20 protein-coding genes and 3 pseudogenes are annotated in these 25678 nt (G+C 57.2%); 3 read left to right on the forward strand and 20 right to left on the reverse strand.

Going from position 1 to position 25678, the window contains the following annotated elements; translation table 11 throughout:
- Window positions 1-3: 3 nt before the first annotated feature.
- The 4 genes and pseudogenes from dmeF to ABJM11_RS10570 form a co-directional block, all read right to left on the reverse strand.
- Window positions 4-753, reverse strand: a pseudogene (dmeF, locus tag ABJM11_RS10555) (CDF family Co(II)/Ni(II) efflux transporter DmeF); the annotation flags it as partial.
- A gap of 253 nt (window positions 754-1006) precedes the next feature.
- The gene (locus ABJM11_RS10560; RefSeq protein ID WP_348292713.1) at window positions 1007-2584 is read right to left on the reverse strand and encodes a BCCT family transporter; all 1578 of its coding nucleotides are present in this window, start codon (window positions 2582-2584) and stop codon (window positions 1007-1009) included.
- 229 nt (window positions 2585-2813) lie between these two features.
- Window positions 2814-3821, reverse strand: a complete 1008-nt coding sequence (locus tag ABJM11_RS10565; protein WP_273095829.1) for a hydroxyacid dehydrogenase — start codon at window positions 3819-3821, stop codon at window positions 2814-2816.
- A gap of 100 nt (window positions 3822-3921) precedes the next feature.
- A complete protein-coding gene (locus tag ABJM11_RS10570) occupies window positions 3922-6222 on the reverse strand; it encodes a copper-translocating P-type ATPase (protein ID WP_273085731.1) in 2301 nt (766 codons plus the stop codon).
- Window positions 6223-6596: 374 nt separating this feature from the next.
- On the opposite strand from ABJM11_RS10570, the gene ABJM11_RS10575 reads away from it, so the two are divergent.
- Together ABJM11_RS10575 and ABJM11_RS10580 are read left to right on the forward strand one after the other, a co-directional pair.
- Window positions 6597-7637, forward strand: a complete 1041-nt coding sequence (locus ABJM11_RS10575; RefSeq protein ID WP_348292714.1) for a type II glyceraldehyde-3-phosphate dehydrogenase — start codon at window positions 6597-6599, stop codon at window positions 7635-7637.
- A gap of 2 nt (window positions 7638-7639) precedes the next feature.
- Window positions 7640-8755 (forward strand): phosphatidylserine/phosphatidylglycerophosphate/cardiolipin synthase family protein, encoded by a 1116-nt coding sequence (locus ABJM11_RS10580; protein ID WP_091854524.1) that lies wholly within the window; start codon window positions 7640-7642, stop codon window positions 8753-8755.
- Between the two features lie 111 nt (window positions 8756-8866).
- Here ABJM11_RS10580 and ABJM11_RS10585 read toward each other — a convergent pair whose 3' ends face one another.
- The 5 genes from ABJM11_RS10585 to ABJM11_RS10605 all read right to left on the reverse strand — a co-directional run bounded on the left by ABJM11_RS10585 (window position 8867) and on the right by ABJM11_RS10605 (window position 12311).
- A complete protein-coding gene (locus ABJM11_RS10585; RefSeq protein WP_091854522.1) occupies window positions 8867-9253 on the reverse strand; it encodes a DUF302 domain-containing protein in 387 nt (128 codons plus the stop codon).
- Window positions 9254-9328: 75 nt separating this feature from the next.
- The gene (locus ABJM11_RS10590; protein WP_348292716.1) at window positions 9329-10168 is read right to left on the reverse strand and encodes a hypothetical protein; all 840 of its coding nucleotides are present in this window, start codon (window positions 10166-10168) and stop codon (window positions 9329-9331) included.
- Complete coding sequence (locus ABJM11_RS10595; protein ID WP_348292717.1) at window positions 10101-10739, reverse strand: hypothetical protein; 639 nt, start codon at window positions 10737-10739, stop codon at window positions 10101-10103. Before ABJM11_RS10595 ends, ABJM11_RS10590 begins: the two co-directional genes overlap by 68 nt.
- Window positions 10740-10770: 31 nt before the next feature.
- Complete coding sequence (locus ABJM11_RS10600; RefSeq protein ID WP_348292719.1) at window positions 10771-11619, reverse strand: outer membrane lipoprotein-sorting protein; 849 nt, start codon at window positions 11617-11619, stop codon at window positions 10771-10773.
- The gene (locus tag ABJM11_RS10605; RefSeq protein WP_348292755.1) at window positions 11616-12311 is read right to left on the reverse strand and encodes an MMPL family transporter; all 696 of its coding nucleotides are present in this window, start codon (window positions 12309-12311) and stop codon (window positions 11616-11618) included. Before ABJM11_RS10605 ends, ABJM11_RS10600 begins: the two co-directional genes overlap by 4 nt.
- Here ABJM11_RS10605 and ABJM11_RS10610 point away from each other — a divergent pair.
- Window positions 12211-12778 (forward strand): annotated as a pseudogene (locus ABJM11_RS10610) (IS630 family transposase); the annotation flags it as partial. The gene ABJM11_RS10605 and the pseudogene ABJM11_RS10610 overlap by 101 nt on opposite strands.
- Before the next feature lie 75 nt (window positions 12779-12853).
- On the opposite strand, the pseudogene ABJM11_RS22505 reads toward ABJM11_RS10610, so the two are convergent.
- The 11 genes and pseudogenes from ABJM11_RS22505 to ABJM11_RS10665 all read right to left on the reverse strand — a co-directional run.
- A pseudogene (locus tag ABJM11_RS22505) lies at window positions 12854-13108 on the reverse strand (hypothetical protein); the annotation flags it as partial.
- A gap of 165 nt (window positions 13109-13273) precedes the next feature.
- Window positions 13274-14377, reverse strand: a complete 1104-nt coding sequence (locus tag ABJM11_RS10620) for an ABC transporter permease (protein ID WP_008172526.1) — start codon at window positions 14375-14377, stop codon at window positions 13274-13276.
- Window positions 14377-15471 (reverse strand): ABC transporter permease, encoded by a 1095-nt coding sequence (locus tag ABJM11_RS10625; RefSeq protein WP_008172528.1) that lies wholly within the window; start codon window positions 15469-15471, stop codon window positions 14377-14379. The genes ABJM11_RS10620 and ABJM11_RS10625 overlap by 1 nt, the downstream gene beginning before the upstream one ends.
- The gene (locus ABJM11_RS10630) at window positions 15468-17198 is read right to left on the reverse strand and encodes an ATP-binding cassette domain-containing protein (RefSeq protein WP_273165947.1); all 1731 of its coding nucleotides are present in this window, start codon (window positions 17196-17198) and stop codon (window positions 15468-15470) included. The genes ABJM11_RS10625 and ABJM11_RS10630 overlap by 4 nt, the downstream gene beginning before the upstream one ends.
- 6 nt (window positions 17199-17204) lie before the next feature.
- The gene (locus ABJM11_RS10635; protein ID WP_008172531.1) at window positions 17205-18167 is read right to left on the reverse strand and encodes an HlyD family secretion protein; all 963 of its coding nucleotides are present in this window, start codon (window positions 18165-18167) and stop codon (window positions 17205-17207) included.
- A 175-nt stretch (window positions 18168-18342) separates the two neighbouring features.
- Window positions 18343-18723 (reverse strand): MBL fold metallo-hydrolase RNA specificity domain-containing protein, encoded by a 381-nt coding sequence (locus tag ABJM11_RS10640; RefSeq protein WP_348300273.1) that lies wholly within the window; start codon window positions 18721-18723, stop codon window positions 18343-18345.
- A gap of 141 nt (window positions 18724-18864) precedes the next feature.
- On the reverse strand, window positions 18865-21240 hold the full coding sequence (locus ABJM11_RS10645; RefSeq protein ID WP_348292723.1) for a xylulose 5-phosphate 3-epimerase: 2376 nt from the start codon (window positions 21238-21240) through the stop codon (window positions 18865-18867).
- Window positions 21241-21337: 97 nt separating this feature from the next.
- Window positions 21338-22693, reverse strand: coding sequence for an MBL fold metallo-hydrolase (locus ABJM11_RS10650; protein ID WP_348292724.1), 1356 nt, complete (start codon window positions 22691-22693; stop codon window positions 21338-21340).
- Window positions 22690-23610 (reverse strand): ribose-phosphate diphosphokinase, encoded by a 921-nt coding sequence (locus tag ABJM11_RS10655; RefSeq protein WP_008171255.1) that lies wholly within the window; start codon window positions 23608-23610, stop codon window positions 22690-22692. Before ABJM11_RS10655 ends, ABJM11_RS10650 begins: the two co-directional genes overlap by 4 nt.
- Window positions 23607-25121, reverse strand: coding sequence for a thymidine phosphorylase family protein (locus ABJM11_RS10660; RefSeq protein ID WP_273165957.1), 1515 nt, complete (start codon window positions 25119-25121; stop codon window positions 23607-23609). Before ABJM11_RS10660 ends, ABJM11_RS10655 begins: the two co-directional genes overlap by 4 nt.
- Window positions 25122-25167: 46 nt before the next feature.
- Window positions 25168-25626 carry a hypothetical protein gene (locus ABJM11_RS10665; RefSeq protein WP_008171259.1) on the reverse strand — a complete coding sequence of 153 codons (459 nt, stop codon included), beginning with the start codon at window positions 25624-25626 and terminating at the stop codon, window positions 25168-25170.
- Window positions 25627-25678: the final 52 nt, after the last annotated feature.

Consider the following 25678-nt stretch of genomic DNA (forward strand, 5'->3'; position numbering starts at 1 on the left):
AATGCGCTTTTTATAGACTGTAGGCGACTCGGGCTGATGCGAGACGACTGAGACAATAGCCGCATGAATGTTTGGGCCTATCGCCCACACATGCAGATCACTGACTTTGGCATCGTCGTCTTCGACGGCCTGTCTGACGGTTTCCTCCATGTCCTGATGCTGCTCGTCGAGGAGGACCTTTGAGGTCTCTTTCAGCAGATGCCAGGACCAACGGGTTACCAGAATCGCACCGATAATCCCCATCATCGGGTCCATCCAGTTCCACCCGGCATATTTACCCGCCAGAAGGGCAACAATAGCAAGGACTGACGTCAGCGCATCCGCAAGTACATGAAGGTAGGCCGCACGGCGGTTGTGGTCATGGTGATGATGGTGGTGACCGTGATCATGGCCGTGACTGTGACCATGATCATGGCCTGCATCCCCCAGTATCCAGGCTGACACCCCGTTGACCACCAGGCCAATGATGGCCACAAAAATAGCCCCATCGAAAGAAATGGGGACGGGCTGAATAAAACGCCCGACGCTCTCGATGACCATGTAGAGCGCAAAGACAGCCAGCAGAATCGCGCCGGTAAAGCCGCCCAGCGCATTGACCTTCCCCGTCCCGAAAGAGAACCTGGCGCTGCCCGCGTTTTTCCTGGCATACGCATAGGCGAAGGCGGCAATACCCAGAGCCACCGCGTGCGAACCCATGTGCAGGCCATCAGCCAGCAAAGCCATTGAGCCATAAACGATCCCGTCCAGGGTCAAAACCAGCTTTTGACCTATCCCCCCTGGGGGGATGGCATGAGAATGCTACTGTAGCCAGATGGCTTCAACAACCTTGACAGAGGGGGCAGTGTCCGATTCGGCATACTCTCACCCTCCCCCCGATGAAGACGAGTAAACCAAGGTGCTATCGCTTTCCAACATGGCTTACGATCTGGAAGACCTCATCAGCCCTGCGCTCACGGGGCCAGGGGTCATGTCGCTGAACCTGGTTGTGAGCTTTGCAGGGGTGCAGTCATGCCTTATCCGATCCGGTCCATGGCTCAGCGGCCCGGTGTTGCTTACAACCCTCCCGGGGTGCCGCCAGCGGCTCATGATGCAGCGCCTTCAACAGGCCAGCTGTCATAGCAACGATAACCAGCGAGAATGGCAGGGCCGCGAGGATGACCGCATCCTGGAGGACGGCAATACCTCCCGCCACTAGCAATACCGCGGTCAATACTCCGTTGCCAATGGCCCAGCCTGCTCTCGACGCCTTGGGAGGCTCAAGCTGCCCTCCTGATAAAATGATATTGACCACCAATGCGCCGGAGTCAGCAGACGTTATAAAGTAGATGCTGATAAGGAGCGTTGCCACCAGACCCATCAAAAATTTAATTGAGTCAGTCGTCTGCAGGTGCTCAATGGTCGCGAAAAGTGCATAGGCGATGTCTTTATTGACCGCCTCAACAATTCCGCCACCCCCGAATAGCTCGCTGTGGAGTGCAGCGCCCCCCATCACCGAGATCCATACAAAAGTCACCAGCGTTGGTAAGAGAAGAACCCCGAAAACAAACTCTCTCAGGGTTCGGCCGCGGGATATCCGGGCGATAAACAACCCGACAAAAGGTGACCAGGCCAGCCACCAGCCCCAGAAAAACACCGTCCAGGTCGATTGCCAATTTCCCGGTTCATTGGCGCCAACATAGAATGTCATGATCAATAGACTATCCAGGTAACCGCCAATTTCCTGCACCAACAACCCTGCCATGTAATCAAAGGGGCCAATAATCATAAAGGCGGCGAGTAAAATCAGCGTTAGCCAAAGATTTACCTCACTCAATATTTTCACGCCCCGCCTGACCCCAGAAACCACCGAAATCGTCGCGATTACAGTAACCACGGCGACCACCGACAGCTCCACCCAAAGAGACGCCTCCACGGAGAAAAGCCACTTGAGCCCCGTGCCAGTCTGACGGGCTCCCAGCCCCAGCGTCGTCGCCAGACCAAATACAGTCGCAAAAACAGCGAGCGCGTCAACGACGTGCCCCCAAAAGCCAAAGATTCTTTCACCAATAAACGGGTACAGCGCTGATCGTGGCGCGAGCGGGAGATCATGGCGATAGCTGAAGTATCCGAATGCAATCGCGACCAACGCAAAAATAGCCCATCCGTTCAGACCCCAGTGGAAAAACGACAATTGAATTGCAGTAGACGCAGCGGAGGGAGTAAAGCCCTCCGAAGTAAAAGGGTTACCCTGAAAGTGCATGATTGGCTCGGCGATGCTCCAGAACAGCAGCCCCACACCCGTGCCGGCCGCAAACAGCATCGCCAACCAGGGAAAAAGCCGGTATTCCGGTTGTTCGTAGTCTTTACCAAGGCGCACGTTCTTGTAACGCCCCAGCCAAATAACAAATGCCGTCAGAAACGCAACCAGTGCCACATACCACCAGCGCAGCAGACCATCCACGTACGAGGAAACATAATCAAGCGCATACGCAAACTCAGACTGCCAGATCAGCGCGCCAGCGAGGGTCAAACCAATGGCGCCAATGCTGAATAGTGACGGCAAGATGGGTTGTTGGAGATGGCTATTGCCTTTTTCGTTCCACATGATGATTAGCCTTTTATTATGTCCTGGTCTGCCAATAGCGATGCTCGTATAAATTACGAAAAATGCTGCAGTTATTATCTGAATTCACGACCCCAGGGGAGCGGTACCAAGGCTCATCCTCAGCATCTTCTTATTGCAGGTAACAACAAGAACCAATCCCGACAGCAGCACCAACAACACACCCCAGATCAAATAGGTATAGAGCATCGGCATAAAAAATCATCCTGGCTCAGTGTTTGTTCACAAGATTGCGGGGTGCACCCTCAATGAAGCCAACAATGTTTTCGCCGGTGGTCGTGAGGATTCTTTCGACAGCCTCTTTCGTATTGAACGCACTGTGGGGGGTGACGATGACGTTTCTCATGTGCTGAAGAACATGGTTGGCGAACAGCGTTTCCAGATCATGTTTCTTGTCAAAAAAGGAGCGGATCAATTCCGCCTCCTCCCTGATGGAGGGCTCATCCGGCAGCACATCAAGACCGGCAGCCGACACTTTCCCATCCGCCAGCGCGTACAGCAACGCCTGAGTGTCAACAATGGAGCCGCGAGCGGTATTAATCAGGACAACCCCGCGCTTCATCCGGGAGAACTCCCTGTCCGACAGAAGATGCTTGGCCGATTTGCTGCCAGGTACGTGCAGCGTCACCACATCGGACTGCTCAAGAAGACGATCCAAATCGACGTAAGACACGCCATACCGGTCGGCGAATACGTCATCCGGCCTGGGATCGCAGGCAAGAACGTTCAGGCGAAACCCCTGCGCTATTTCTACAACACGCTTTCCGATAGACCCGGTACCGATCACTCCCAGGGTTTTGCCTTGCAGGTCGAACCCCTGCAGGCCTTTCTGAGAAAAATCCCCCTTGCGAGTGCGATTGATCGCCTCTGGAATCTTGTGGCTAATGGCAAGGAGCAGCGCAAAAACATGCTCCGCAACAGTCTGGTCACCGTAGACGGGCACATTGCTGACTGGAATCGCATTTCTGGTGCAATACTCCAAATCGATATGGTCGTATCCCGTCGACCGGGTAGCAATGAACTTCAGATGCTCAAAACAGTCAAGGACCGAGTGGTCCAGGACCGAATGAACGAAAGGGGAGATGATATCGGCGTCCCTGTATAGCCCAACGTTGGCTGTTCCGAGTTCCTCGTCCGTGAAAACAACCTCATGATTGCAGCAGGCCTGCTGCAGAATATCGCACTCCCACTTCTCTGCCTCAAAGAACACAATTTTCATTAGTTTTCCCTGGCCAAACTGATTTTTACTCCGACCTCAGCACAGGTAGCCACAGGATGGGGCTACCTGTGCTGAGGTCATCGATATGGTCGTTTCGCGCCTAGACTTTCTCTCGACGCAAACGCAGGGAGTTCATCACCACTGACAACGAGGACGCACTCATTGCAAAAGCGGCAAAGATCGGTCCTATCAGAATGCCAAAAAATGGGTAGAGTACGCCCGCAGCTATTGGCACACCCGCGCCGTTATAGACCAGGGCAAAAAACAGATTCTGCTTGATATTCCGCATCGTCGCCTGGGACAGCCGCCTGGCGCGGACAATGCCGTCGAGGTTACCCTTAACCAGGGTAAAGCCCGCACTCTCAATGGCGACATCCGCGCCGGTTCCCATCGCAATGCCAACATCGGCCTGGGCCAGGGCGGGTGCGTCATTTACGCCGTCCCCCGCCATCGCTACCTTGCGCCCCTGGCTCTGAAGTTCGCGAATGATGCTGGCCTTGTCCTCTGGCAGCACATCGGCACGAATCTCATCGATACCGAGTTTACCCGCCACCGCCTTTGCCGTGCGCTCATTGTCGCCAGTTGCCATGATTATGCGGAAACCAGCGGCGTGTAGCGCCTTCAGCGCAGCGGGTGTCGTTTCCTTGACTGGGTCAGCAACACTGACCAGGCCCGCAACAGCGCCCTCAAGCACCACAAACATGACCGTTTCGCCCTCGTCGCGCCGGCCATTGGCTACCTCCATCAGATGGCCGCCGTCCAAGCCCAGTTCCTCCAGCAGCTTGGCATTGCCCAATGCCACCGGGTTGCCATCCACAACACCCTTAACCCCCTTGCCTGTAACGGCTTCAAAGTCATCGGCCTTTCCAAGCATTACGTTACGCGCCTCGGCGCCGGAAACGATGGCTTCGGCAAGTGGATGCTCTGACCCCTTCTCCAGTGTGGCAGCAAGCCTGAGGACCTCGGTCTCGTCATGACCCGATTCCGGCAGCACAGCCACGAGCCTGGGCTTGCCTTCCGTCAAGGTACCGGTTTTATCCACAATCAAGGTATCCACCTTGGCAAAACGCTCCAGGGCTTCGGCGTTCTTGATCAGCACACCCAACTGGGCGCCTCGCCCTGTCGCCGTCATGATTGACATGGGCGTAGCCAACCCCAATGCGCAAGGGCAAGCGATGATAAGCACCGCTACCGCAGACACGAGCGCATACGACAAAGCTGGCGCCGGTCCCCAGATGGCCCACGCCACAAAGGACAGGGCGGCTATGGCAATAACCGCCGGTACGAACTTGCCGGCCACCATATCGGCAAACTTCTGGATAGGCGCGCGGCTACGCTGGGCGTTGGCAACCATTTCGACAATCTGACTGAGCGTAGTATCCGCACCAACCCGGGTCGCCTCCATAACCAGGCTTCCGGTACCGTTGATGGTGGCCCCGGTGACCTTGTCTCCTTCCACCTTCTCTACCGGAACTGGCTCCCCGGAAATCATCGACTCATCAATGGAAGAGCGACCTTCAACAACCACGCCGTCAACGGGCACCTTATCACCGGGCCGAACACGCAGGTGATCACCGACCTTCACATCCTCCAGAGCGACTTCTTCCTCGGTTCCATCGGGCCGGATCAGGCGCGCCGATTTCGCGGCCATGTCCAGCAACGCACGTATGGCTTTACCTGTGCCCTCACGGGCCCTCAGCTCCATCACCTGGCCCAGCAGAACCAGCGTGACGATAACGGCTGCCGCCTCAAAATAAACGCCGACGTTTCCTTCAGAATCCCGGAAGCCTTCCGGGAAGATCCCTGGCACAAGGACCGCTACGATGCTGAAGATATAGGCCGCCCCAACTCCCATGCCGATCAGGCTGAACATATTCAGGTTCATTGTCCGAAACGAGATGTAACCGCGAGCAAAGAAGGGCCAGCCGGACCATAGGATTACAGGAGTAGCAAGCACCAGTTCAATCCAGAGTGACAAACGCTCACCGAAGAAGTCGCGAACCGCCATGACACCGATATAGGGAGTCATGGTCAAAATCAGCAAGGGCACTGAAAATGCCAGGGCAACCCAGAGCCGATGAGAAAAGTCCACCAACTCCGGGTTGGGCCCCTCATCTTCCGCGGTGGCCGATTCCTGCTCCAGTCCCATACCGCACAGAGGACATGCCCCGGGCTTTGTCTGTCGGACTTGAGGGTGCATGGGACAAGTGTAAACCACCCCCGAATACCCGGGTGGTACACGGTCATATGTTCGATCGTCGCCTGACGGTTTTTCATGATCTCCAGAACAATGGTGAGAGTGATCTGAATGAGAACTCACTTTATTGTTTTCCAGAGGCACAAGGTGCATCCCGCATTTCGGGCAATTCCCAGGCTCATCAGATATGACCTCCGGATGCATCGGGCAGGTATACTGGCCCTCCGACTCCTTCCCAGCACTATCTTTGATAGCAGAACTATTTTCTTTGGCAGACATCTTCCGATCATCCTTTCGATGGTTTCATACCATTCGAGCCTCTCAAGGTTCGACCTGGTCATAAGCAATGTAGTTGCCCTCTACTGCACTCCATTCCACTACGCCCGGATGAACTGAACCTGAAAAGCATTTCTGTGCTTTGCATTTTTTTGATCACCATCAACTTTTCGGTAAAGCCATTGCCCTGAGCTACGCGTCAAACCGGACTTTCAGCTGAAATTCAGTCTTTGCCTATAATCTGGTCAACTAAGCAACATAAAAGTTCGCTCGCCCCTTTTCAGAAGCTGGAGATACAAAAGATGGTCGGTCAGAGAATTATTCGCGTCGCGGTCAACGGTTATGGCGTTATCGGCAAACGGGTAGCGCAAGCCGTTGCGGTACAAAAAGACATGGCTGTGGCTGGCGTAGCTGATGTCGCGCAGGACTGGCGAGTGAGAGCAGCGCTGAGTAGAGGGTATGCCCTGTACGGCGCGACTGAAGAGCACGCCGTTGCCATGGGCGCAGCCGGGCTTGATGTTTCCGGCACACTGGATGACTTACTTGAAGCTGCGGATATCGTCGTGGACTGCACACCGAAACGTCTGGCCAGCAAGAATATCGAAACCTACCGGCGGCTTGGCATCAAGTACATCGTTCATGGCGGCGAGAAACATGAAAGCACGGGCCATTCATTCGTTGCCGAGGCCAACTACGCGAGCGCTGTCGGCCGCGACTGCAGCCGTGTCGTATCGTGCAACACAACGTCGATCATTCGTACCCTGTCAGCACTCAAACGCCACGGCTTGCTGGACCGGGCACGGGGAACCCTTCTGCGCCGGGCCACCGATCCCTGGGAGAGCCATCAGGGCGGGATCATGAATACCCTCGTGCCAGAGCCGGAGATTCCCAGTCACCAGGGCCCGGATGCCCAAAGTGTCGACCCGGACCTGGATGTGGTAACCATGGCGGTCAAGGTTCCGGAGACACTGGCCCACCTGCACTACTGGTCCGTTCAACTGACACGTGAGGCGAGCAAGGACGAAGTGCTCGATGCGTTCCGCACCTCCTCCCGCATTGTTTTCCTCCGGAACAGCGACGGGCTAAGCGCGATCAACAGCGTCAAGGAGTTGATGGCCGACCTTGGCCGACCTCACGACAGCCTGTATGAAGTCGCCCTTTGGGAAGACATGCTCAAAGTGCAGGGCAATGAGCTGTTTTATGCCTATATGGTCGACAACCAGGCGATTGTTGTTCCGGAAACCATCGATGCCATACGCGCACTGACCGGGGCCGAACCCGATGCGGAAACGTCGATCAGAGACACCAACGACAGCCTGGGTATCGGCTCTTTGGGGTTATAGATATGGACGGCAACCCCGGCGACGTCGCCTGTGAACCCGAGGGCGGGGCCGTGAAGGGTGTGTTCAGGCTGTTCGGTGAGGGAGACGAACTCTATGCGGAGATGATTCGCTCGGTCCGTGCTGCCACCCAGCGTATCTTTCTTGCTTCGTATATCCTCGCGGCGGACGAGGTGGGGACTGAACTGCTTGATGAACTGATGAAGCAGTCCCGCCACGGCCTCGACGTGCGCATTCACGTTGATGCGCTGGGCTCAAGCAGCGTTCTTACCCGAAAGCACCGACGCCAGCTCAGAGCCGCCGGCATCCGTCTTCAGCGCTTTCACCGCTGGAGTTGGCGGCAACCGATGCGTTACAACCGTCGCGACCATCGCAAGCTGCTGGTCATTGACGGCAAAACAGCGTACCTCGGCGGCTTCAACATTCATCGCGAAGGCTCGAGGCGCTATTACGGCCCAAAGCGTTGGCGCGACGTGCATGTGTGCTTCGAGGGGCCTCTGGCGGCGGAGGCTGACGCTCTGTTTGACGCCTTCTGGTGCGGTCACCCTGACTGGAGCCCACAGAGTCATACCATCGGTGACAGCCGGATCACTCCCAATACCACACGCGCCTGCCGCATCCAGCTGCGGTGCTCCATCAAAGACCAACTGGCTGGAGCATCCGACAAAATCTGGCTGGCGACGCCCTATTTCGTACCGGACCGGGGATTACGCAAACAACTTGCTCTCGCGGCCCGCCGTGGAGTCGATGTGCGGATCCTGACCACCGAAAAGACCGACTCGACCCCCGCACAATGGGCGGCCCGCGCCATTTACGGAGAACTGTTGGAACACGGCGTTCGCATATTCGAGTACACGCCCCGGCTAATGCATTCCAAAGTGCTGCTCGTTGACGATGTCTGGGGAAGCATAGGGACAGCGAACTTCGACTACAGAAGTTTGTTTATTAACTATGAACTGACGCTGATTTCCACAAACGAAGCCTTGAATGGCCAGTTAAGAAACGAGTTCGTAACTGATTTGCTGGATGCCAGTGAAATCACTGGCATCGCCTGGAAACACCGCGGCTTCATGAAAGGCGTGTATGACACGCTTGGCCTGTTGCTACGCAAGTGGCTTTGACGTGGGCCGGCTTAGATCGGGGCTCAACTTGCTTGGTATGCCGAACCAAGGTCCCAGACACCCGGTGCGGCAATGATTAAAGACACAGCGAGTGCTTTGGTGCGAGTCGAGTTAGACCGCCTTGATAATCTCAGACAGCCTATCTCTCACCTCACCCGCAATATGCTTGAGTTGCTCATTTTCGATCGCTGTCATGGATAACACGGGATCAACCGCACTGACTTCAACGCCCTCCGGGGTCTCGCGCAGTATGACATTGCACGGCAACATAGCGCCTACCCGGGGTTCCACGCCAATGGCTTCCCAAGCCATGGCTGGATTGCAGGCACCGAGAATTCGGTAGGCGAGCATGTCCTTGTCCAGTTTCTTTTTCATGGTGGCCTTAACATCAATTTCTGTCAGAACCCCGAAACCCTGATCGGCCAGGGCCTTGCGGGTTCGCTCATCCACTGTCTCGAAATCCACATTCTGAATTACGCGATTCATTGTGTAAGACATATACATTTCCTTTTCTTTGGGTAAACCGAGTGAGGCCTATAGTAGCCAGCCCTTCAATATCAACACCTAACCTTTTCAGAACCCATAGCGTACCCCCAGATACAGGTTATTGTTGTCCTCAAACTGACCGAAGAAGGTTTCCTCCTGGGCGCCGAAAAACAGGTTTCCGCCGGCTTCAACAGAGAGATGGTCATCAACCTGATAGCCCACCCGGGGGCGCAGGTACGCGTCCCGGTCCGAGGGCGAGTAGAACAGGAACAACGACCACGCCAGATTCTGGCTGTGTGTCAGCCAGGTAAGCCGCTGGGTGAGGACGTGGCGATTCTCGTCCCGCACCGGGGCACCCGGGGGCAAGGCCCGCCGGTAGGCCTCAAACTCGCCCATGCGCTCAAGGTAGTATTGCAGGCCCAGGGTCAGGTTACGGGCAATTTCCTGCTCATAGCCGAGCAGCAGGCGCAGCTCGCTGTTGCGCACCGTGGGATCGTCGCCATCGCGGTCGGCGCGGGAATCGTAATAGCCCAGCTCGACGTTGCCGATGCCGGGCCCCACCGGCCCGCGCAGGCTGGCGCCGAGCACCGACAGCGGAGGAAACCTGGCCCGACCGCTGGCCGGATCAGCCCCGGCCGGGCTCTTCCAGAAGCCGTCGTAGCCGTAGAGCGCGACCTCGTAGGCGCCAAGGTTACGGTACAGCCGGGCGGCCCACTCGTCGTCTTCGAACGCGTCCGCCGGGCGGCCCGCCAGTACAACCGCATTGCGCCCGGTCAGCCGCCCTTGCCCTGTGTTGAAGAAAGAGAGACGGCGACCGTCGATGAAGCGATCCGCGTCAAACCGGGGGGTGTAGACAAGGTCAAGATTGGCCCAGCTGGAAAAAGCCGAAACCTTCAGCGCGTCCGAGGGCGCCTTGAGGTACTCCACATCGCGGCCGATAAAAAACGAGACCCAGTCCTTGGGGAAACAGATCGTTGATGAACACCAGGTCGCCGGTTCCCCAGGTTAGTATCTGGCGCCCCAGCTTGACATCGGTATCCGCGCTCGGCGAAAACACCAGGCTGGCCTCGCGCAGGTCGAACGCGCCCTCACCCGATTCCAGGTCCACCGACCGATCATCGTCCAGGTCGTCATAGAGAAAATCGCCGGTAAGGCGCAGCGTTACTCCCTTGAAATACTTCTCCGCCTCGAGCTGCAACCGGGTTTCGGCGATGGAGAGATCGCGCTGGTGAGGATCATCGCCCAGCCGGGTTCCGCCGCGGGCCTCCCAGAAGCCGCGCAGACGAAATGGCAGCGCCGCCGCAGCCGATCGGTCGGTGGTCTGTTCTGCTCCGGTCTCACCCCCGAGGCCCGCTGGCAGGGCCGGTTCTGCGATATCACTGGCTGGCGCACCCAGCCCCTCCGGCAGCTCGGGCGCGGCCGCCCATAGCGCCCCGGGCGCTGCACCGAGAACGATACCCGCCAGCAACATGCCCCAGAGCAGGCTTCTGGTGTTCATCCACGCCCTCCTGCCCTCAGTGCACCGGTGGTCACTGCAAGTACTCCCTCGGTGCCCGGCGCAGATACCGCTCCGAAAACACGTCTTCCGGCAGGCTCAGGTCATAGTCAATGCCGCTGTAGGTCAGCTCCGTAGTGCCACCGTTACGCAGATTCTCCATCCTCGCCTTGACGACCGTGGGGTAACCCTGAATGTTCTCCACCGCCAGCGCGGTGTAACGCCGGTAGAGTTTGTCACTGTCGTCGATATACTCGGTGCGAACCGGCAGGAACGACTGCTTGTGGATATAGACATCGTAGTAGGCGAACTCAACCTCCCCGGGCCTCTTGGGTTTGTTGCGCACTACGTAGTAGTTATCCGTGGTTTCAATCAGCTCATGGCTGTCGGCATCAATACTGCGCCCGGAGATGTCCTCGTAGAAGAAATCCGAGCCGACGAAGCTGGTGCGTTTGTCGGAAGCGGCAATTCGCTTAACCAGATCCAGCGCCGGCAGGTACAGCCAGCGGTCGTCGTCCCGGTCCTGGTGTTTCCAAACCAGCAACGTCATCTGGCTCACATCCGCCGGTCGTCGGAAATAGACATAGTACTTCTGCTCGCCGAGATAGGCGCCCCCCTCAACGGCATCTGTCTCCGGACCGTCTCTCCGCAAAATGGTGAGTTCGCGACTACGGGTACGCCCCTGGCTATCCGTGATGGTCATAGCGACCCTGGCGCGGCCATCACGCCCCTGAAAGTAGGAGACCATATTGGCACGGTTGACAATGCGCTCCACCTCGGGCGCAGCGCCGGCATCCTGGGCCAGGGCAATGGGCGTGATGCCCAACGCCATTGCAATCAGGGCCAGCTTTTGGAACAGGGTAACAAGCCAGTATCTACTCATTGCACGCCTTCCTCTTGCTTTTGCGAATTCGGGACCGCCCTGCGGGCACCGGGAAACAGCCACCGTTGCAGCAGGGTTATCAGCGCCGGCAGGATCAGCAGTGTGCTCAGGCCGGCGGTCAACAGAATGGCCGCGATAAACACCCCCACCGTCTGGTAGGGCACGAGCGGCGCCGCCAGCAGCGGCAGGAAACCAACGCCAAGCACGATGGCGTTGCGGGTTATTGCTCGTGCAGGCTCACCGAACATCGGTGCCACCGAGCGACGCCAGGAGCCGGTCTCGGCCTGAGTGGCGCGGGTACGGGCCAGGAAGTGGATGGCGTAGTCCACGGCGAGCCCCAGACTCAGGGCGCTCAGCACGGCGACCGGCATATCGTAATTCTTGCCGACAATGCCGATCAGACCGTAGATGGCCCCGATGGTCACGGTCAGGGGGATCATGCACAGCAGGCCCCAGAGCAGAGAGCGGAACAATAGGGCCATCAACAGGAGCACAACAACGAAACTGCCGAACAGGGCCATGGCCATGCCGCTGACCATTTTTTCCTGCCAGACGACATTGATATAGTTCAGACCGAACCAGCGTGCCTGGAGCGATGCAGGCTTTGCTGAGAAGGTTTTCGATGTCGTTGGCCTGTACCTGAATCCGCCGGATAACGCGCTGGTGCTGTCGGTTGACGAAAAAACGCAGATCCAGGCACGGGACGACCAGCTTATACGCGGCCCTGAATATCCTGAACGGCGAAGTGATTGGGCGCATTACACAACGCCACCGCGCCAAAGAGTTTCTCGATTTTCTGCGACAAATTGATCGAGAAACACCGAAAGAGCAGGACCTTCATCTGATTCTGGACAACAGCTCGACTCACAAAACACCAGAAGTGAAGGCCTGGCTGGAAAAGCATCCCCGGTTCAAGCTTCACTTCACACCAACCAGCGCCTCTTGGCTGAATGCCGTGGAGGGCTGGTTTGGTCAACTGGAACGCCGCGCTTTGTACCGTGGCATTTTTACCAGTGTCGGCGAACTTAAGAAGGCGATTCGTCGCTTTATCCAAACTCATAATGAGAAACTGGCAAAGCCGTTCCGCTGGCACAAGAGTGCAGAATCGATTATGACTTCAGTGACGCGAGCAAAGCTGAGTGTTATTGATAATAAATAAACGGATTACCCAGACGGGACACTAGCTGAATCGGTTGCCGCCCGGATTGTTTTAGTGTGAGAATCAGCACGGTGATCACCAACGCTTTACTTTTTTTGCGTTGGCCCGAACATTGTCGTCTGTAAACCGACACCACGCCAGTTTCCGCTGGGTCCACCACCCGGCCTGCAACCCGCCTCCGTGGGTTTTGATCAGTTCCATTAACTCGTCAAGAGACCAATGGGTTCCATCGTAGACGACATGCAGCTGGTTGTTCGGTTTGCGCTCGGCAAAATCAACACAGGGATGATGGTTGAGTTCATGGATGAAATCGCCCCACTGACTCTCGCCAAATCACTCACCATTTTGGCACGTAGATGCCGGTGAGGTGAGGAGGAGTCCATCCCATTGATTCAGGTTACTGATGAAAATGAATAATCACGGTAATCCTGATGCCTATGCGCCGTATCCTCTTGGCCGTGTAGCGACAAACGTCAGGCACTCACCCAACCGATCTCATTGTACCCGGCGTCGAAAGACCCAAAGGGAGAAAATAAACAGCGTGACACCGATTACCAGCAAGGCGAGAGCCTCATCCCAGAGAACCGCCAGGCCGGCGCCTTTGAGGAAAATACCGACGATGATATCCATGTAATAACGCAGTGGACTCAGCAGGGAGAGGCTTTGCAGGAAAGGCGGCATGGCTTCTACCGGCGTCAAACTGCCCGACAGGAACATCAGCGGGAAAAGTCCGAAAAAGGAGAGCAGCAACGCCTGCTGAAGGGTCCGGCTGTAGGCGGCAATCAGTACGCCCAGCGCAATCGCACTGAGCAAAAAGATGGCGGTCAGCACCAGAAATAAAAGCAGACTGCCCTGAAGGGGCACATCAAAGACTCTGACAATCACCAAACTCGGAAAGATGGACAGTACGCCCATGATCAGCGTGGGTGTGACCTTGGCCAGGAACAGTTCCAGGGTGGAAATGGGCGTCACCAGCAGCTGCTCGATAGTGCCTCGCTCCTTTTCCCGGACAATAGAGGCGGCCGGGTGAATAACGCCCACCATCATACCGGCCAGAGCAATCATCGATAACACGATAAAACCCGATGTTGTCAGATCGGGGTTATACCAGATACGGATCAGGGGTACCGCGACCCCCTTCTTCCCGGCAGCAGGGAGCGCTTCGCGCTCCTGGCGCTGGACGATCTGCAGAGCATCATTGACGGCATTGGCGGCAATGTTGGAATTGGTGCCGTCCTGGAGCAACTGGAGCTGAGCACTCTTGCCAGCGAGAAGAGCACCTTCGAACCCGGCGGGAACGACCAACACCATGGTGGCATCGCCTTTCTCCAGGAGGTCAGTGGCGGTTGCCACACGGGTTTCCTGAAATTTCAGGTCGAAGGTTTCGCTCACCGCAAATTTCTGGATCAACGAGCGACTCAAGGCGCTGCGATCCTCGTCCACCACCGCCAGGGGCAGGTGGCTTACATCAAAACTGAGCGCAACGGCACAAATGACGACTTCAATGGTGTAAAGCCAAAGTATCAGGGTCAGTATCAACCGGTCACGAAAGAACTGCACGAGCTCCTTGCGCAACAAACCAAATAAGGCAATTCCCATCAGGCCACCTTCTGCTTCATTCGCCAGGCCGCGAAGACAAATACCAGGACCGTATAGACGATCAACATCATCAGATTTGGCAGAACGGCTTCAAGGCCGGCTGATTTCAGTACGATGCCCCGGGAGATTTCCATAAAATAACCGGCAGGGAAAAGCCAGCTATACAGTTGCAGGGCAAGAGGCATGGTGAACAGAGGGAACAGAAAACCGGAAAACAAAAACGACGGCATCAAGGTGACAATCAGCGTTATCAACATGGCCGCCAACTGGGTACGGACCAGGGATGAGACCAACAGGCCGATACCCACCGTGGTCAGCACATAAACGAAAGCGGACGTCAGCAGCAGTATCGGGCTGCCGGCAATGGGGACCTGAAACCAGGCAAACCCCACCACCATGACCATAAGAATCTCCAGGAAAGCCACCAGACCGTAGGGCACCAGCTTGCCGACAACAAACTCGGTTGAGGTGACCGGCGATGCATAGATCTGCTCAATCGTACCGGTCTCTTTCTCACGCACGATCGCTAGGGCGGTCAGCAGGGGTGGGAACGCCATCAGGATCACGGCAAATAACCCGGGGATGACGAAATTGACGCTGCGCAGGGAGGGATTGAACCAGACCCTGGCCTGGACCCGGACGGCGCTCTGACGCGGGGCGGGGAAATTTGCGATTACCGCCTCGGCATAGGCCGATGCCAATCGACCCAGAACAGGATAGCCGCCGTCCACGATCACCTGGACAGGCGCCTCGTCGCCTCTGAGCAGTTGCCGGGCCAAGCCGGCTGGAATCACCACGCCCATGCTGATGGTCGAGCTTTGCAGTGCCGACTCCAGATCGCGGAGATCGGTCGTTTTCTGCTCTAATTGAAAATACCGCGAGCTGTCGAAACGGGCTGACAGGTCGCGGCTTGCCGGCGTGTTGTCCAGATCGTAAATGCCCACGGCAACCTGTTCCACATCCAGATTGACCGCATAGCCGAACAGAAAAAGCATGATCAGCGGCATGATCACGGCCAACGCAATGGTAACCGGGTCGCGAATCAGCTCGCGACTTTCCTTGACGATGAGGGCTCCAAGCCGATGAGCCTTCATGGTCCCAACGCCCGGGAATTGGCCGTTCCCGCCTGTTCTATGGCCGCCGTGAAGAGCATCTCCACCGTGGCGTCGGCTTCGAGGCCGAGCGAATGATTCAGCGATGATCGGCTACCGTGTGCAAGCAGCCGCCCGTCCAGCATTAACGCCAAACGATCACAATAGGCCGCTTCCTCCAGGTAGTGGGTAGTGACCAGCACGGTCATACCGCTGGCGGCCAGCTCACGGATAACCCGCCAGAAACGGTACCGGGCGACGGGATCGACACCCGAGGTGGGCTCATCAAGGAACAAGACCCGGGGCCGGTGAAGCAGGCTGCAGGCCAGCGCCAGACGCTGGCGCAAGGCACTTGAAAGATCACCGGTGAGCTTGTCGGGAATATCTGTCAGCCCCGTTACTTCCCTGGCCCAGTCGATCGCAGCCCGCGCCGCGCCTCCGGCCAGGCCGTAGGCATTGGCAAAGAAGCGGAGATTCTCCCAGGGGGTCAGTTCCAGATAGAGTGAAAACCGTTGTGACATATAACCAATTTGCCGGCGCAATGCGGTGCTACCCCCGCCGGAGCTCACCCCGGCCACCCGGGCGTTGCCCTCATCGATGGCCACCAGCCCGCACAAGGCCCTGATCAGGGTTGTCTTGCCCGCCCCGTTGGGCCCCAGCAACGCAAGCAGTTCGCCAGATGGCGCCTCGAAACTCACCCGGTCAACGGCCTTGAAATGTCCGAAGCGGACGCTCAGGCCGGTGGCCACCAGCCCTTCCTCTTTTCCCCTGTCTTGCCGGGCCAATTCCGGAAACTGCTGCTCGCCGGCCCTCCTGTCCGTCCGCAGCACAAACAGATCCTCGAGCCGGGGCTCGGCCGCCGCCAGGTGGGTTCCCTCGGGCAATAACTCGGCGAGCTGGTTTTCAGCGATGTCCGCGTTCATCACCAGTCGCAGGTGATCCGGCAACCACTGCACTGAATGGACGCTGTCAATTTGAGCCAGGATGCCGGACAACTCCCGCAAGCCTCGTCCGGTATCTCCAGCATTTACAGTGAACACCCTTCCGGCGGCGGGCCTCAGCAGCTCTTCCAGCGACCCATCCGCAAGAACGCGGCCCTGTTCCAGCAGCAGTATCCTGTCGCAGCGCTCCGCCTCGTCCATGTAGGAGGTAGCCACAACCATGGTCAGGCCCTGCGACCGGAAGCGGTCGAGCATGGTCCAGAGATGGCGCCGGGACAGGGGGTCGACGCCGAGCCCCGGTTCGTCAAGGATCAGCAGCTCCGGTTCATGGACCAGATTGGTACATAGCGACAACTTTTTCCGCATGCCACCGGACAGTTTGGCGGCGGGCCTGTCAGTAAAGCGGCCAAGCCCCGACATGGATAGCAACCTTTCTGAACGCTCCCGATAGAGTTCGTCGGGCACATCCCGGATGCGAGCGGCAAAGCTCAGGTTTTCCTTGACGCTGAGTCGATCGTAAAGCGTAAATCCCTGGGACATATAGCCAATCTGGGCAGCAACCTGCTTGGCCTCACGACGGGTATCGAAGCCCAGGACCCGGCATTCCCCCACAGTGGGGTCCAGGATGCCAGCCAACATCTGTAACAGCGTCGTCTTGCCAGCGCCATCAGCACCGACAATGCCCACTCGTTGGCCGCGATCAACGGAAACATCCAGTGGCTCGATGACAACATTGTCTCCGAATTGGCGGCCAAGGCCTTTGGCGACGATGGGTTCCGGGGAAGACATGACGGCTCAGCGCGCCGGAACCGAGAGGGTCGCTGGCCACTCGGCGTCCGGATCCCAGCGAATCCAGGCATCTGCCGGCATACCCGGTTTCAGAGCATCGGCCGGATTATCCAGCACCAGGGTAACGCCATAGACCATCCGAACTCTCTCGTCGGGCATGTGGACATCGCGGGGGGTGAACTGGGCGAAATCGTCAATCCTGCCGACTTTGGCGGAAAAGTCCCCGGGCAAACCGTCCACGCGGATTCTGGCGGGATCCCCCAAGCTGATCCGGTTGAGGATATCACCGGGGACATAGACCTTGAGTTCGAGCTGCTGCAGATTCACCATCGTGGCCAGCGGCTGGCCGGTATCGACAACCTCTCCCGTCTCCACCGCCCGGATCAGGATGGTTCCGGAGAGCGGCGCGGCAACCTCCGCTTTGTCCAGTTGCGATTCAGCCAGTGCCACCTGCGCCGCCCTTGCAGCCACCTGCTCTTCGGCGGCATCCTTCTGCCGCTGGAGAGACTCAAGTCGGCCCCGGGCCTCACTGACGGCATTTTCCGCCTGATCCAGATCACTCGAGCTGGCCAGATTGCGGGACCGCAAGTCCCGGATCCGCTGCCGTTGTTTCTCGGCATTCTTGAGATGATGACGCCAGGTGGTGATTTGGCTGTCGAAGCCGTCACGGACTTCCCGCGCCGAGGCCAGCTCGGCCTGTGCCGAGCGCAGGCGGTCTCTGGCATCGGCGGGGTCGATCACGGCTACCGTGTCGCCAGCCGAAACCTTGCTGCCTTCCGCGAGATGGTGCTCGATGACCCGACCGGCCACTTCGGCCGCGATCCGCACTTCCCGCCCCTCGATATGGCCATTGCCATAGACGATTCCCTGCGGCAAGGGCTCTTCCCCAAACAGAACAAAAACCCCATAAGAACCGCCGGCGAGCACCAACACCGCTATCAGAGACCAGAGCCAGGATTGGGATTTCACCAAACACTCCTTATGACATTACTGTTCAGGTTGGAGCCGGGATCAGGGCCACTGCCTCTCACTCCAGCCAATGAGATCGCCCATTCTAGCACTCGGCAGCCGCCGCGACCAAGGTCGTTGCCGGATCTTAAGCGGCTCATTCAGGTCGCCCTCGAAGATGGCCGTCAGGGCATCGTCAAAGACGCAAAATGGATTGGTAGCCTGCCACATCCACCTCAAACCGGGTGTTCTGACGCAAGTGATCCCTCAGCGCCTCCAGCGCCTCCGGATCACCGTGGATCAGGTTGATCGGCGTTTCGGGGGCCAGGTCACTCTGAGCAAGCCACTGTTCAATCTCTGCGAAATCCCCGTGCCCGGAAAGCCCACTCAACACCTCCAGCCGGGCCTTGACCGGAATCCAGTCGCCGTGGATCTTGATCCTTTCCGCTCCATCAACCATTTTGGCGCCTCGTGTCCCCCCTGCCTGTAACGGTAAAAGAATCAGGACACCAGAACGATAACGATCAGTGTGATGCCCCAGGCCCCAGGCCCCAGCGTGATTGAACGATTCATTCATAGCATGATTGACCTATATGTCGGGCGGCTAGCTGAATCGGTTGCCGCCCGGATTGTTTTAGTATGAGAATCAGCACGGTGATCACCAACGCTTTACTTTTCCCCGTAAAGACTGTTGTAAATCGATCCTCGCGCTCTATCGCTACAATGTCGCCTTATCAGCGCCTGAGGAGCCACTTTTTGACAGGATCGCCTGCACTATCGAATGGGCATCACATTTGTTGGCCTGCAGCAGCCCCGATGTATCCAGGGTGCCACCATGGTTTTCATAGCCAAACGCCAGCGTCCGGTCAGGTCCGAGATCGAGAGGACGGCAGATTCCCAGCAATGCCTCTGGGCGCATATGGCAGACGAACACTCTGAGTTTTGTATCGTGGGGAAACAGCTCGGCCCTGTAAGAAGTACCAGACTGATGTCCTGACTCGATTGGATCCCGGGGACTCCGGAATCGACCGGGCTCGAGAAGGCAGACCACACCACTCGAAAGCCCTCTCTGAGCCAGCGCTTCGGCAACCTCAAGGCAAACCCGGAGTTGATAGGCGCCGACAGCGATCAACTGCACATCACCGGCTTCACCAAGAGCGATGGCACCATCCCGGAGCAATTGCACAGCCTGACGGCCGTCAAAAACGGCAGGCAGTTTTGCCTTGGGAACCGTCATGGCCCAGAACTGCCCCTGGGTTCGAAAACACTCGTTAAGGCACGCCACAGCACTATTGCAGTCGGGAGGATAGACAACGCGGGCAGTGTCACTCATTTCTCCCATCAGGACTTCGCCGAAGGCCGGGTCCTGATGAGACTGCTCGTTCTTGCCGTTTTCCCAGAGGTGCGACGTCGCAATGACCGGCACGGATAACCATCGGGCGGGCCGACCGAGACTTTTCTGGTGTCGCGCAAAAATAATTTCCTGCCGAAGAGCGCCAATCATTTTCATGGCAAACGCTTCGTAGGACACCACCAGATTCATACCTCCCTTATTACCCAGAGCGGCGCTGACAACGGCCTCCTCATTCAGGGCTGTGATTACCGAGCCGTGAAGGGATTCCGCAAGGCCGGGCTCGGGCGTCAGGGTGCGATGCTTCAGAAGGTCAAGCGACTGGTTCATCTGATTACTACGCAATTCATCCGGGTTCCCCAGGCGAATACGAAGCGCCGGGTTGGCCTTTACAAGGGCAACAAACTGCCGATCAATCGCCACCATGGGCGACTCTGATACCGCCGTTTGCAACCAGACCGGTTCGGGCACAGTTTGCAGCTTGACGTCACGACAACTCAGCGGATGATCCTTTTCCGCAGGCCGATCGTCTGCCCGGTGAGTTGCCAGCACGTCGCGGGCGCCGTGAATCTCGATCTCGGGCACAAACAAACGGGCAATGGATTCGTTAAAGTGCCTGCGCGAGACCTCATCAAATCTCGGTATTGCCGGAAGCGGGGTACCATGCGCCGCGTTTGAACCAGCACCATAGAAACCATAGCCTTTGACCGTCTCGGCAATCAGATAGGGGAGCTTTACAGGGTACCTCATGTGGCCGGCGCTGACCTGTTCGCTGCACGCCTGAAGCCTCGATTCGGCCTCGAAGATGCCCCAGATAAAGGCCGCAGGATCGCGGCCATCAATGAGTATGGGGTAAAAGCCATTGAGCTCCAGGTGCTGCCGGAACCAGTCCGCCCCCCCTTGCAGAAAAATGGTTGACCGTTGATCAATGCGGCGCCCGTTAGCAATCATCACCGGGGTCACCAGGCCACAGTCCTCGGCTCGCCACCAGCGGCTTGCCCAGTCGCTGCCCCGCTGCTCCTCAAATGCCCCATCACTGAGAAACGCGACCAGACGCTCCCCCGGCAGCGGCATGTGGGTGTATTGCAGTTCAGCGAAGCCCAGATATCCGCCCTCGATCAGCCCGCCGGCAGTGTGGGGGTTGACGTGACTGCCCAGGGGAACCCCCGGTGTGCCATCCGGAGTGACGGCGTAGCTGTAAAAGTCACTCACCAGCCGGGACAGCCCCACCTCGTCGAGCGTGTACCGAGCCTGCTGTTCTGGATGCAGATTGCCGAGCAGTATGTTGACGCTTTCGATAGCCGCCACACAGTGCCCCTGCCCCATCAGCCAGCTACGGGTCAGCCCCGCCAACGCGTTGGCGGCCGTGTAGCCAAGATAGGCAGGCACCATGTTCAGCGAACCACCGGTATGTCCCTGAGGATTTTCCTTGAAGTCATCCGCCGCCAGCGGCTGTCCGGACAGGTCCACTCTGCTGGCATAAGTCATGTGGGCTACCAGCCACATGGCCGCGTTGGTGAGGGTGTCTGCAGCCTCGAAAATAATCAGGGCATCGTCGAGCGAGTCATAACGCCCGGCACAAACGAGTTCCTGGCACAGGTCGAACACGCGCACCTGGGTCAAATCGGTATGTTCGATCACCCCGCGCCCTTTTGCCCAGTTGGCAAACTGGGGGTAACGCTGCCGGTATTGGGCAGCACGCTGCTGGATTCGATGTGAATCCTCAATGGAATAGCCGTTCATGATCTCTCCCTGATAACTCTACTGACGTTAATGGTGGCCTACTAGAAATCCTCGCCGTAAATATCCGGATTACCCCGGGTATTTGCCCGGTCTCACATCAAAGACGCAAAATGGATTGGTAGCCTGCCACATCCACCTCAAACCGGGTGTTCTGACGCAAGTGATCCTTCATGGCCTCCAGCGCCTCCGGATCACCGTGGATCAAGTTGATCGGCGTTTCGGGGGCTAAGTCACTTTGAGCCAGCCACTGTTCGATCTCTGTGAAATCTCCATGTCCGGAAAGCCCACTCAACACCTCCAGCCGGGCCTTGACCGGAATCCAGTCGCCGTGGATCTTGATCCTTTCCGCTCCATTAACCATTTTGGCGCCTCGTGTCCCCCCTGCCTGATAACCGGCAAAGATAACGGTTGTACGGTGCTGGCCGAGGAGACGTTTGAAGTGATGAAGAATGCGACCGCCCGTTGCCATACCGCTGCCTGCAATAATTACGTGCGGGTAGGCCTGATCAGCCAGCGCCTTGGAGTCCTGGACGCTGCGGCTATAATGAACGGTGCTGCACATTTCGTGGCATTCTGAACTGCTCAACCGATGCTGATCTTCGTAGCGGCAGTAAATCTCAGAAACATCAATCGCCATGGGGCTATCCAGATAAACTGGCAACCTTGGAATTCGTCCCGCCTTCATCAGGTCGGTGAGCATATGCTGCAAGACCTGCGCCCTGCCCACAGCAAAGGCCGGAATCAATATATTGCCCCCTTTGTCGACGGTTTCATTAACGATGTCTGCCAACTGCGACAACGGGTCCGCATCGTCGTGGCGACGATTGCCATACGTTGACTCCAGCATCAGCATGTCCAGAGCTGGCAGAGGCGCAGGTGGCCTCATGAAAATATCATTGAGGCGGCCCACATCGCCGGAAAAACCGACGCATTTACCTTCCGCCTCGATGATGACACAGGCCGCCCCGAGAATGTGCCCGACCGGTCGCAGATGAAAGCGTATATCACCGAGCTGGATCACTTGGTGAAAGTCCACCGACTGAAACAGCTCCATGCAGGCTTCTGCATCCTCCTGATCATACAGGGGCTCCGGATTCTCATGCCTGCTCAGCTTATGGCGGCCGAGGTAATGTGCCTCCTCTTCCTGAAGATGGCCGCTATCGGCCAGCAATATGCTGCATAGCTCTCGGGTGGCGTGATGGGTATAAACCGCCCCCCGGAAGCCCTGCTTGTACAACACGGGGATGTAGCCTGAATGATCCAGATGGGCATGGGTCAGAAGCACGGCATCCAGCGAGGCAATATCGAGCGGCAACGGTTGCCGGTTGCGCTTTCTCAGCCACTTGTACCCCTGAAACAGGCCGCAATCGACCAATACACGTGTCTGGCCGGTTTCAACCAGGAACTTGGAGCCGGTCACGGTTTCCGTGCCACCCAGAAATGTAATGTTCATCGGCGCTCATCCTCCACCTGATTGAGAAAATGCCTGACCGGCGGCACCAGCAACTCGCTGACATCGATCTCATTGCTGCTGTGTGGAACCGTGTTGGTGGTCACCAGCGTCTGCAGGCCGGTACCCAGAAGGTAGGTGTCCGAGGCCTCCGCAAAAATGCCATGCACCGCCGCACACAGGATGGCCTCCGTGCCTTGTGCCTTAAGTGCCCTGACACACTCGCCAATGGTGCGGCCGCTGGAAATAACGTCATCAATGATGACGGCTTTCCGGCCGTTATACGCCGAGATATCCGGCAAGGTGACTTCAACGCGCCGGTCACCCAGACGCTGCTTGGTGCCAATGACATAAGGATGGTTACTGGCCTGCGCGATACTTGATACCCATTGCTCACTTTCCGCGTCCGGACCTACCAGCAACAGACCGTTTTGCCCCCGTAGCCAATCCGCCAGCGCCGGTGCTCCCTGAACAACTTGCGTGGGTATGCTGTAGATTTCGTCAAGAGACTGGTACCTGTGCAAATGTGGATCAACGGTGATCAGCCAGTCGATATGTAAAGACAAAGACTGGGCAAACACCCTGGAAGTGACCGCCTCCCCTTCTTCGAAGCGTCGATCCTGGCGCATATAGCAAAGATAGGGCGCCACCAACCCAATCGACCTGGCACCGAGTTCCCGGAGAGTTTCAAAGAGAAACAGGAGAGCAAGGTATTTGGTGTCTGGATGCGTTAGGTCGGCCAATATTACGCAGTTCGCACCTTTGACTGATGTGAGCACACGTAAGTAGGACTCACCATCAGGGAACCTCCGCACCTCCAAACTTCCCGGCTCCAGATTGAGCCGATCACAAAGTTTTTCCCGTAATGGATGGGGAGCAAGGCTGAACAACACACTTTTTTCAGTAATGCCCACAATCATTCCTCTCGCTTTACAGTGAAGATTGCCGGCCCCATATCGTTAAACGCCAGCGCATAATCCTGCTGCCCCGGACTGTCACTGAGCAATTCATAGAGAGGCTCTCCCTTAGTGACTCTATCACCGACGGTCGCCAGTAGCCGCAGCCCTGCGGTAGAGCTGGCAGGTGCGCCTGCCAGCTTGGCGACACGGGCAAGCCGACGATTGTCGATAGACACGATTGTTCCGGATTCCGAGCACAGAACTGGGCGCCTAAAACGGGCTTCACCTAAGCTCCTCTGCCCTCCCTGAGCCTCTGTTATACGCTTGAACTGCCCCCAGGCAGAGCCGTTTTGAAGTAGTCGTTCTGCTTTGACCATCCCCTCTTTCACGCCACGACCATCAGCCAGATCGAACAAATGGCCAGCCAGCATGATGGCGCGGCTCCGTAGATCCTCCGGCGCACCCCGCTTTCCCTGCAACACGGCCAAAACATCACGGGCCTCCTCTGTCGGCCCGATCCCTGCACCAACCGGCTTGCTGCCGTCTGTCGCGATGCAGCGTACCTTCAGCCCACAGGCCGCCCCAACGCTTGTGAAAAGAGAGGCCAGCCGGTCGGCATCGCCGGGCGTTCGAACCTTGGCCGTCTCCCCCACCGGAATATCAATCACCGCATGGGTGGAACCGGCAGCAATCTTCTTGGACAGCACCGAGGCCACGAGCTGGCCCTCACCATCAAGGTCCAGCGCTCTCTCGATGCGAATCAACAGGTCATCAGCCGGGCTGAGGTTCATCGCCCCACCCCAGGCGAGACAGGCACCGGTTTCTCTGACCACACGGCGAATCTCGTTCAGCCCAAGCCTCACATTGGTCAGCGCTTCCATGGTGTCCGCTGTTCCCGCCGGTGAGGTGATGGCACGGGAGGAGGTTTTAGGCATTACTAAGCCTGCTGCGCTGACGATCGACACAACCAGCGGCGTGGTCCGGTTGCCCGGCAGGCCTCCAACACAGTGTTTGTCGAACACACGATCCACGCCTGGCCAATCGAGCTGTTGTCCGCAATTCACCATCGCCTGGGTCAAAGCAACAATCTCATCGAAACCTAATCTGCCACCCGCACAAGCGCTCAGGAAACAGGCTATTTCGACATCGCTGTATTTGTGTGCGGAGATATCGGAGACAATGCGGGCCATCTCAGCCGGAAGCAAGCTGTGTCCGAATACTTTCCGACGAACCAGACTCAAGGATTCGATATAGGGCGCATGATGTACTGAAACCAGGTCAGACTGAGCCACCCCGAGCCGCTCTATGGCGATATCTGAAAGCCCCGCATACCCTTTGGGAACCGTTTCATCAGACGAAATATTGAGAGTTGCGATGATGGAACGTCCCTGCGAGGAAATTCCCACCCTGGAACTGGCGGAGAATCCTTCTGAAAGGCAGACATCACAATCATCACGCATGTAGACAACAGGTTCCTGATGAGTATTGATACCCATCTTGAAAACCCGCAACTGACCGGAAGACCCCGCCATGTATCAACACCCTTTTCTGCGTCGAAGAATAATTTCAGTGCTCTGATCAGAGGTCGTTCATACGCCCTATCTGCCTGGCCAATCGCATAGCTTCGTTCTCTTCCATGGTTAGCAACGATTGCAGTAATTCTTTCGCCTCGGGAATCTCGGCTTTGTCGGCCATGGTGCGATAAAGGTCCTCTATCTGATCATGGAAATCGAATACTTCTCTGCATATGCCCTCAAAATCCAGCTGTGCGTAGGGCTCATCGCAGGTTCTGTGGGTCTTAATGGGATGGTGAGACAGGTAGTCGTAGACCCTTGTCTCCAATGCTTTGAAATCGCCCTGCGACTTGAATTCATTCACGATACGTTCCATTTCCGATTCATGGGTCGCCAGATAGTCCAGCAGCGCCCGTGCTCGCTCCTCTTCATTCTTCGTAGCGCAATGTGACATACACCTTGCAAGGTGAGCATGCAAATCCCGTGTCCAGCTAATAAGTTCTCCAAAGGTTTTGATGTCCATTTACCCGTTCCCCCTTGTTGTCATTAATCATGTCAGCAAACAGCAATTACCT

The organism is Marinobacter sp., assembly GCF_039977835.1.
Classification (GTDB): Bacteria; Pseudomonadota; Gammaproteobacteria; order Pseudomonadales; family Oleiphilaceae; genus Marinobacter.

Bases quoted from the DNA above. Each gene is read 5' to 3' on its own strand.
- ABJM11_RS10560 (WP_348292713.1), bottom strand. From the start codon at position 2,584: ATGTGGAACGAAAAAGGCAATAGCCATCTCCAACAACCCATCTTGCCG.
- ABJM11_RS10565 (WP_273095829.1), bottom strand. From the start codon at position 3,821: ATGAAAATTGTGTTCTTTGAGGCAGAGAAGTGGGAGTGCGATATTCTG.
- ABJM11_RS10570 (WP_273085731.1), bottom strand. From the start codon at position 6,222: ATGCATCCGGAGGTCATATCTGATGAGCCTGGGAATTGCCCGAAATGC.
- ABJM11_RS10575 (WP_348292714.1), top strand. From the start codon at position 6,597: ATGGTCGGTCAGAGAATTATTCGCGTCGCGGTCAACGGTTATGGCGTT.
- ABJM11_RS10580 (WP_091854524.1), top strand. From the start codon at position 7,640: ATGGACGGCAACCCCGGCGACGTCGCCTGTGAACCCGAGGGCGGGGCC.
- ABJM11_RS10585 (WP_091854522.1), bottom strand. From the start codon at position 9,253: ATGTCTTACACAATGAATCGCGTAATTCAGAATGTGGATTTCGAGACA.
- ABJM11_RS10595 (WP_348292717.1), bottom strand. From the start codon at position 10,739: ATGAACACCAGAAGCCTGCTCTGGGGCATGTTGCTGGCGGGTATCGTT.
- ABJM11_RS10600 (WP_348292719.1), bottom strand. From the start codon at position 11,619: ATGAGTAGATACTGGCTTGTTACCCTGTTCCAAAAGCTGGCCCTGATT.
- ABJM11_RS10620 (WP_008172526.1), bottom strand. From the start codon at position 14,377: ATGGGAATTGCCTTATTTGGTTTGTTGCGCAAGGAGCTCGTGCAGTTC.
- ABJM11_RS10625 (WP_008172528.1), bottom strand. From the start codon at position 15,471: ATGAAGGCTCATCGGCTTGGAGCCCTCATCGTCAAGGAAAGTCGCGAG.
- ABJM11_RS10630 (WP_273165947.1), bottom strand. From the start codon at position 17,198: ATGTCTTCCCCGGAACCCATCGTCGCCAAAGGCCTTGGCCGCCAATTC.
- ABJM11_RS10640 (WP_348300273.1), bottom strand. From the start codon at position 18,723: ATGAATGAATCGTTCAATCACGCTGGGGCCTGGGGCCTGGGGCATCAC.
- ABJM11_RS10645 (WP_348292723.1), bottom strand. From the start codon at position 21,240: ATGAACGGCTATTCCATTGAGGATTCACATCGAATCCAGCAGCGTGCT.
- ABJM11_RS10650 (WP_348292724.1), bottom strand. From the start codon at position 22,693: ATGAACATTACATTTCTGGGTGGCACGGAAACCGTGACCGGCTCCAAG.
- ABJM11_RS10655 (WP_008171255.1), bottom strand. From the start codon at position 23,610: ATGATTGTGGGCATTACTGAAAAAAGTGTGTTGTTCAGCCTTGCTCCC.
- ABJM11_RS10660 (WP_273165957.1), bottom strand. From the start codon at position 25,121: ATGGCGGGGTCTTCCGGTCAGTTGCGGGTTTTCAAGATGGGTATCAAT.
- ABJM11_RS10665 (WP_008171259.1), bottom strand. From the start codon at position 25,626: ATGGACATCAAAACCTTTGGAGAACTTATTAGCTGGACACGGGATTTG.